This is a genomic window from Methanoregula sp. (genome assembly GCF_002835825.1).
Classification (GTDB): Archaea; Halobacteriota; Methanomicrobia; order Methanomicrobiales; family Methanospirillaceae; genus Methanoregula.
The window spans coordinates 1-7,441 of sequence record NZ_PIZH01000073.1 but is presented as its reverse complement, the minus strand read 5'-3'; the positions used below and the strand labels follow the sequence as shown (position 1 = coordinate 7,441).

Here is a 7,441-nt window from a genome sequence, read left to right as displayed (position 1 = left end):
CTTTCCCGTGTAGAATACAAAGACATCGTCCATGTTCGGTTTCTTCAGATTGATGGTGGTGATCGCGATGCCCGCTTCCTGCAACGTGTCAATGATCCCAGGCAGGACCTTTGTCCCGTCCTCGTTCACCATGAGGACGATCCCTTTGCTCTTCTCCTTTATCTCGCGGACTGCCGGCATCTGTTCGAGCAGCTGTCGTGCCTTCCCGTTGTCCCCGGTCTCCAGGTAAATCAAATCCTGCCCGAGAGCATTCTTCAACTGCCACGGTGTCCCCGTGACAATGATCTTCCCGTGGTCGATGATGCTGATCCGGTCCGAGAGCTGGTCAGCTTCGTCCATGTAGTGCGTAGTCAGAAAAATGGTCGTGCCTTCGCGGTTTACGCCCCGGATGTACTCCCACATCCTCATCCGGGTCTGCGGGTCGAGACCGATGGTAGGCTCGTCCAGGAAGAGTCCCTCGGGACGGGTCATCAGCCCGCGGGCGATCTCGAGCCGGCGTTTCATGCCGCCGGAGAGTTTCTTTGTCAGCTCGTCCCGTTTTGCATCGAGCTGGCCCAGTTTTAACAGTTCCTCGATCCGATCCCGCCGCTCGTTCACCGGCATATTATACAGCCGTCCGTGGAACTCCAGGAGTTCCCAGACTGTCATGTCACGGTCGAGCGTGATGTCCTGGAAGACGATCCCGATCGACTCCCGGACCTTCTGCGGCTCTTTGCTCACATCATACCCGGCAATGAACGCCTTTCCCTTCTGGAGATTTAAGAGGGTGATAAGCACGTTGATTGCCGTGCTCTTCCCGGCGCCGTTCGGGCCAAGGAACGAGAAGATCTCGCCCTTCTTTACCGAGAAACTGATCCCGTCCACAGCCCGGAAATCGCCATACGCGTGCTCAAGGTTCTCCACGCGGATGATCGGGTCAGATCCCATGGGCACCGGTCCTGCCATACAAGGAGTATTCCGGGTGGATCTCCATAAACCCAGTGATCGTACCCGGTCTGTCCCCGCCATGCCGGAACAGTAACGCTATCATTATCGATCCGGTTGACCAATACCCGGAGCGTGATCCCCCATGTTCTCCCGCCACACTGAGACCGGCTGCCGCGAGTCGCTGCCCGGCATCACGCAGAAGACCCTTGTCTTTGGAACAAATACCCTGATGGCCGAGTTCCGGCTCAAAAAAGGTTCACAGCTCCCGCGGCATTCCCATCCGCACGAACAGACCGGGTATCTCGTATCAGGACACATGACCCTCCGGATCCATGACGAGGAATCGGATATCCGGCCTGGCGACAGCTGGAATATCCCGGGAAACGTTGAGCACTCGGCCGTGATCCATGAAGATTCAGTGGCAATCGAAGTTTTCTGCCCGGTACGGGAAGACTACCTGGAATAAAACCTGTTTTTTCTGACGAATACCATTTCCCTGCTGTGATCGCCCCCCTCGACCCCATCATAATAATTTTTCACGGTGGGGATACCGCCATGCTCCACGGGGCGAGGGTCGACAGACCCCGAGCGCCCGTGGCTCCATCCCTGACTAATACAATCCCAAACAGATATTCATGGGAGCCAAATCTTCAAGCTTTTTTCAAGCCAGCATCCCCATTACTCAACCATATTTTCACCATAACACCCAGCAATTCCTTTCCCCGGTGCAATGAGAACCATCCAAGACCCGGTTTACACCGTCATCTCCTTTCTACCAGTCATGAGAAACACCGTAAAAGGCCGGATCTCCCCAGACGGAGATTCCTTCTGCACGATTGCCGCGGTCCGGTTGCGGATGTTCACAAACCCCGCGGTCTCGAAATGCTTCTTCATGATACAGCGGTCGAACCCGTTGTGGAACACACCCTCCGGTGTGTCGTGGAAGTTCCCGTTGTCGCTGTCAAGGTCGGCGATCGCGAGAGTGCCAGCAGGCTTCAGGAGCGAAGAGAGGATTGCAAGAACCGGCTGGACATCGCGTATGTGGTGGAAGGTCATGCTGCTCACGATGAGGTCGTACGTCCCGCCCTTAATCTCCCCCTTCTCCAGATCGATGCACCGTGCCGAGACATTGGTCAGCCCCTGCTCCCGGATCTTCTCTTCAAGGACCGCAAGCATCCCTTTCGAGCTGTCGATCCCCGTAACGCTCCTGGCCAGCGGCTGGAATTGGAGGGTGAGAAGTCCGGTACCGCACCCGAAATCCAGCACATCCATCTCCGGCGTTATCTTCACGGCGTTACAGATTGCCCGTGCAACATCAGCTGCCAGCTTTGCCCTCCGGGGTTTGTCGTCCCAGGCAGCAGCCCGGTTGTCAAAAATGTTTGTTTCCTCGTTCAGAGGATTGTTGTCGGCCATCGGTTTTCACCGGATGTACGCGGGGTTGAGGGAAAAACCCTCGCACATCCTGCTCACAACTCTTTTATTACAATCATCGTGATATGCCCTTCACCCACAGTATTTTTCTCAATCCGGAACCCTTCACGCTCCAGTTCCCGTTCGAGAAAGGCGGGAGCGATCCGGAGTTTCCGGTATTCCCCGTAAGACCGCTCCCAGGACCCGGACTCCCGCGAATACAGGACATCCTTCACACCGACGTGGTCAGCCTGGTACTCAAGCCTGCACAAAAAGATCCGGTCTTGCTCCCTCTGCACGGGAATGACAACAACACTTCCTTCAACCTCACGTGAATAATCCCGCAGCGCAAGGATGAACCTCCCGCCCGGCACGAGTTCTGCATAACACTGCCGGAGAAGGTCTTGGACAGAACCGGCATTTGGCAGGTGCGTCAGCGTATCCCCCATGCAGATGATGAGTTCCGGGTTCCTGCCGGCCCAGAGCGGGAAATCGAGGATATCCCCCTCCACCGTCACAATATCCGGGGCATAGCGCACCAGCTCGTCCAGAAGCGGCCGGCAGAAGTCCACTGCCGTTACCCGGAACCCTGCTTCTGCAAGGGGGATTGCCGCAAAACCGCAGCCCGCACCAAGGTCCAGAGCGGTATTGGAAGATCGCGGGACAATGCCCATCTCGTGGAAAAAGCGGCGGTTCCGGTCCAGGTTGATCTCGAAACCTCCGGCCATCCAGGCATACTCGCCGGCCAGGAAACGGTCGTAGTGCTCTCTCACTGGCATAGCAGAGGGATTCATTGTTATCGATCGTTTGCCTTCCTGCTATACTTATTTGACGTGCAAAAACCAAGTATACGCCAATGGTTAAAGAGCCCGAATTCCGGTTTAAGCAGTGCCTGGTCATCAGGAACGATGTCAAGATGAGCTGCGGCAAGCGGTGTGCCCAGGCCGGCCATGCCGCCATCGGTGCCTACAATGCCGCGGACAAGGCGCTCCAGAAGGCCTGGCTCTCCGAGGGGCAGAAGAAGGTCGTGCTGAAAGCAAACGATGAGCGGACCCTGTACGAGTTGAAGGTGCTTGCCGAGCGGAACGGTATCTCGACATCCCTGATCCAGGACGCCGGCATGACCGAGATCCCGCCGGGCACGATCACGGCGCTCGGTCTTGGCCCGGCAAAGAGCGAGGACCTTGACCGGATCACCGGAACGCTCTCCCTGTTATGAGACAGAGCACCTGGCCCCTTGAACGCGAGCTCGGGATGCGCTGGTACGCGAGCAGCACCGAAGGGATTGGCGGCAGGCTCCGCACCACGCCATCCGATTTTCTCGTTGAGGAGATCCCGCTTGAGGGAAAGGGTGGCACCGCCGGCCCGTTCCTCATCTGCCGGTTGACCAAGACCAACTGGGAACTCCAGCACGCGGTCAAGGAGATCGCAAAACGACTGGGGATCAGCCACCGCCGGATCGGCTGGGCCGGCACCAAGGACCGGAACGCGATCACCACGCAGTGGATCTCGATCTATGATGTGACCGCCGAGAAGGTCCGGGGAGTGCAGATGAAAGACATTGTCCTTGAACCCCTGCGGAACGCCAACGAGGCCCTCGCCCTTGGCCAGCTGGAAGGGAACCGGTTTTTCCTGGTGATCCGGGACACCGATCCGGCGGACCTTGCCGGGCGGGTGGAGGCAATAACCGGGACGGTCCGCGAAGGTGTCCCCAACTACTTCGGCCTCCAGCGGTTCGGCGCAATCCGCCCGGTCACCCACGCGGTCGGGGAATGGATATTACGGGACAACTACGAGCAGGCGGTCCTCACCTACATCGGCCTCCCGTTCCCTTCGGAGAACGAAAATGTCCGGGCAGTCCGCACCGCGTTCCTTGAAACCCGTGACCCGGCACCAGCGCTCCGCGGGTTTCCCGTGCAGATGAACTACGAGCGGGCCATGCTCCAGCACCTCCACAACACCCCGGGCGACTATGCCGGTGCCCTCCGCGAGCTCCCGCCCAAGCTCCTCTCCATGTTCGTCTCGGCATTCCAGTCGCATATCTTCAACTGTGCCTTAAGCCGGCGGTTCGACGACGGGGTTGCACTCACGGAACCGGTGCCGGGCGACCATCTTGTCTTTGCGAATGGCCGGACCGACACGGTAACCGCCGCAAACGCCGCGGCTGCTGCCATTCATATCCGGCGCGGCCGGTGCAGCATCGCCCTCTTCATGCCCGGCCGCGGGAACGAAAACGGCCCCGTCATCCATGAACCGGTCATGGACGGACTTCTTGCGGAGAGAAATATCACGCCCGACGACTTTGCCCGGGCCTCGCGCTTTGTCGGCACGAAGTTCGAAGGGGCGTTCCGCCCGATCTCGCTCAAAACAGAGATTGAGTATTCCACCGGGGAGACGGACGTCTGCCTGAAGTTCACGCTCCCCCCTGGCCATTACGCGACAACAGTCTGCCGCGAGTACATGAAAGCGGATCCCGTGCGGATGGTCTAGCGCCGGGACGCGGCTATCCGCTTTGCGCCTTCGATCGCATCGTTGAGGTTCCCGAGCTCATCCACGAGGTTCATCTTTATTGCTTCAGCGCCACGGATAACCCGCCCGTCCTCGATATCGGCACGGTTGATCGCCCGCTGGCTCGTGACATCACTGATGAACGTCTCGAAACTGTCATCGACGACCTTCCTCGCATAAGCCTGCTCATCTTCCGTCAGGGACCGGGCCGTTGAGCCCATGTCCTTCTTGCTGCCGGATTTGTACACGCTGAGGTTGTACCCCTCGTTCTCCATCCAGGAACTGACATCGGAGAACTCCCAGATGACACCCACGCCGGCCGTGAAGGTGTCGGGATTGGCATAGATCCGGTCGGCATGGGCGCTGATGTAGTAGGCAGCGGACGTGGCAATGTCCCCCATGGAGACAACCACCGGTTTCTTGCTCTTCGCGTAGTCAAGATCGCGGATGATCTCCTGCGCTGACGACGGGGTCCCACCCGGACTGTTCACCCGGAGCACGATGGCCTCGACCAGGGGATCGTCAGCCGCTTCCCGGAGCTGCGAACCGATTGCCTCGCTGCCGGCACTGTCCTTGTCTGATACTGCACCGGTCGCAAGCGTACCCTCGATACGGATGATTTTCACGCCGCGGTTGTCCGTGTCCGTCAGGACAAAAACAGCGACAAGGATCGCGAGCACAAGGACGATAACGGCGATGACTCCCGCAAGCCACATGAGGCTGCCCCGGCATTTCCGCGGGGCCGGGGCGGGAGCTGCTGCCTGCACCGGCATTCCTGGAGCTGCCGGGACCGCGGGGGCTGGCTGCTCAACGGGCGATGAGGATCCATCGGGGGGGTGTTCGTCCATGGTTTCTCCGTTATTCACGCCCGTACAACACGTCGAATTCCGAGACGAGGTTGGTGCCACAGAGGTAGTATTTCTTCAGGGTGAGCCGGATCATCTCACTCTCATCGTTGATGTGCATGCCGCCGACAAGCGACGGGGTATCGGAGCCACCAACGATGAAGGGGAGGTGGATGAGCCGGATCTCGTCCACGAGCCGGTCGTGAAGCATGTGCCAGTTCAGGGTAGGTCCGCCCTCGATCATGAGCTTTTTTACACCGAACTTCTCGCGCAGGATCTTCATTAAAAGCGGGAGTTCGACATGCGTTTTGCCGGCCACGACAACATTGACTCCCTTCTTTTTGATCGCGTCCACACGGTCCTGCGGCGCAGATTCCGCAACTGCGATGACGGTCGGGGCATCGGGGCCCAGCACGTTTGCGTCAAGGGGGATATCGGCCATGCTGCAGGGAATCACCCGGAGAGGGCTCTTTCCCGTGACGTAGCGCACGGTAAGGAACGAGTTGTCGATCCGGATGGTATTGGCCCCGACCATGATCGCGTCGTATTCTGCCCGGGTGTTGTGGAGCAGGATCTCGGTCTCGTGGGACATGTATTTCATCAGGATCTTGGAGGAGGCTCCCTTCTTGAGCGTAAGTTTGCCGTCAGCCGTAATCTCTGACATCATCAGCACGTGCGGACGGTCGGTTGGATCTGTCATACAATTCCTCTTGTCTCCGGAATAATTGGGCGGCCGATATAAATAACGTGGCGATAGCGGCCATGCGTCACGGCAGGAAGACCTGCGGGAGATCCCGCGGGGTCTCGTATGAGCAACTTTTAATGGTTCATCCTCCCATGAATTGAGCTATGAATATTACTGCACTCCGGCCCCGGTTCATCGGGTACCTGGAGCCGGTCGCAGATCTCTTTGTGCGGCTGAAAATCACGCCCAACCAGATATCGCTCCTCTCCCTTGCCGCCGGCATTCTCTGTGCATACCTCTTCTTCCAGCGTGAGTTCCTTCTTGGCGCCCTCGCCCTCTTTCTCTCAGCAGTCTTCGATCTCATTGATGGCAGTGTCGCACGAAAGACCGGCGCCCACACGAACTTTGGCGCTGTCTTCGACTGGATCGTCGACAAGTATGTGGACGCACTCGCCCTTCTTGGCATCGGGCTCTCCGGGATCGCCATCATCAGCCAGTTTGTTGCGGTTCCCCCGATAGCGGACTTCGGTGTCGTGACGCTGGCAATCATCGGGTCGCTGATGAACACGTTCATCAAGCCGGTGGTATACGCGGAGATCGGGTACAAGGAAAAAGTCGAAGGCAAGATCGACGACCCCCTGGAAGGCGTCGGGTTCTTCGGCCGGCCCGAGACATTCCTCGTCCTGATCATCGGGGGCATCACCGGGTTCATCTGGGCAGCGGTCATCATCATCGCGGTCTGCACGAACCTCTCCGCCCTGCAGCGGATCACGTATCTCTACAAAACGCTCTCGTGATCCCGCAGATACGACGAGGGCAGGAGTCATCACATCCTCATACCCCCCCTTTTTTCAGACTGATAGATGGCACACAGTGAGATGATTGTCATCATCTACCATCAGGACCAGTCCCCTCCTTTCCAGAAACCGCAGTTGTGTGCCAGTCCGAAAGGGGGAGAGGGGGTCAGCCTCAAAACTGCCATAGAGGACTCTCTAATCCCGTTTAGTTCCAGGCATTTAAACGAGCATGTAAAAGGAAAAAGGGAATTAATTTGCCATTGCAAAAA

10 protein-coding genes are annotated in these 7,441 nt (G+C 58.2%); 5 read left to right on the top strand and 5 right to left on the bottom strand.

Going from position 1 to position 7,441, the window contains the following annotated elements; translation table 11 throughout:
* The coding region (locus tag CW742_RS04280; protein ID WP_394339457.1) for an ATP-binding cassette domain-containing protein at positions 1-927 on the bottom strand (927 nt) is incomplete at its 3' end.
* A gap of 142 nt (positions 928-1,069) precedes the next feature.
* On the opposite strand from CW742_RS04280, the gene CW742_RS04275 reads away from it, so the two are divergent.
* The gene (locus CW742_RS04275) at positions 1,070-1,393 is read left to right on the top strand and encodes a cupin domain-containing protein (RefSeq protein WP_292416920.1); all 324 of its coding nucleotides are present in this window, start codon (positions 1,070-1,072) and stop codon (positions 1,391-1,393) included.
* A gap of 287 nt (positions 1,394-1,680) precedes the next feature.
* Here the strand turns inward: CW742_RS04275 and CW742_RS04270 are convergent, their stop codons facing one another.
* The gene (locus tag CW742_RS04270) at positions 1,681-2,340 is read right to left on the bottom strand and encodes a class I SAM-dependent methyltransferase (RefSeq protein WP_292416918.1); all 660 of its coding nucleotides are present in this window, start codon (positions 2,338-2,340) and stop codon (positions 1,681-1,683) included.
* Positions 2,341-2,393: 53 nt separating this feature from the next.
* Positions 2,394-3,116, bottom strand: a complete 723-nt coding sequence (locus CW742_RS04265) for a bifunctional 2-polyprenyl-6-hydroxyphenol methylase/3-demethylubiquinol 3-O-methyltransferase UbiG (RefSeq protein ID WP_292416915.1) — start codon at positions 3,114-3,116, stop codon at positions 2,394-2,396.
* Positions 3,117-3,193: 77 nt separating this feature from the next.
* On the opposite strand from CW742_RS04265, the gene pth2 reads away from it, so the two are divergent.
* Both pth2 and truD read left to right on the top strand, forming a co-directional pair.
* Positions 3,194-3,556, top strand: coding sequence for a peptidyl-tRNA hydrolase Pth2 (pth2, locus tag CW742_RS04260; protein WP_292416913.1), 363 nt, complete (start codon positions 3,194-3,196; stop codon positions 3,554-3,556).
* Complete coding sequence (gene truD / locus CW742_RS04255; protein ID WP_292416911.1) at positions 3,553-4,827, top strand: tRNA pseudouridine(13) synthase TruD; 1,275 nt, start codon at positions 3,553-3,555, stop codon at positions 4,825-4,827. The genes pth2 and truD overlap by 4 nt, the downstream gene beginning before the upstream one ends.
* On the opposite strand, the gene sppA is transcribed toward truD, so the two are convergent.
* Together sppA and CW742_RS04245 are read right to left on the bottom strand one after the other, a co-directional pair.
* The gene (gene sppA, locus CW742_RS04250) at positions 4,824-5,693 is read right to left on the bottom strand and encodes a signal peptide peptidase SppA (RefSeq protein ID WP_292416908.1); all 870 of its coding nucleotides are present in this window, start codon (positions 5,691-5,693) and stop codon (positions 4,824-4,826) included. The genes truD and sppA overlap by 4 nt on opposite strands.
* Before the next feature lie 10 nt (positions 5,694-5,703).
* On the bottom strand, positions 5,704-6,390 hold the full coding sequence (locus CW742_RS04245) for a dihydrofolate reductase family protein (protein ID WP_292416906.1): 687 nt from the start codon (positions 6,388-6,390) through the stop codon (positions 5,704-5,706).
* A gap of 149 nt (positions 6,391-6,539) precedes the next feature.
* Between CW742_RS04245 and CW742_RS04240 the strand changes: the two genes are divergently transcribed.
* Together CW742_RS04240 and CW742_RS04235 are read left to right on the top strand one after the other, a co-directional pair.
* Positions 6,540-7,172 (top strand): CDP-alcohol phosphatidyltransferase family protein, encoded by a 633-nt coding sequence (locus tag CW742_RS04240; protein ID WP_292416904.1) that lies wholly within the window; start codon positions 6,540-6,542, stop codon positions 7,170-7,172.
* Between the two features lie 81 nt (positions 7,173-7,253).
* Positions 7,254-7,441: hypothetical protein (locus CW742_RS04235; RefSeq protein ID WP_292416901.1), on the top strand; the 188-nt coding region annotated here is incomplete at its 3' end.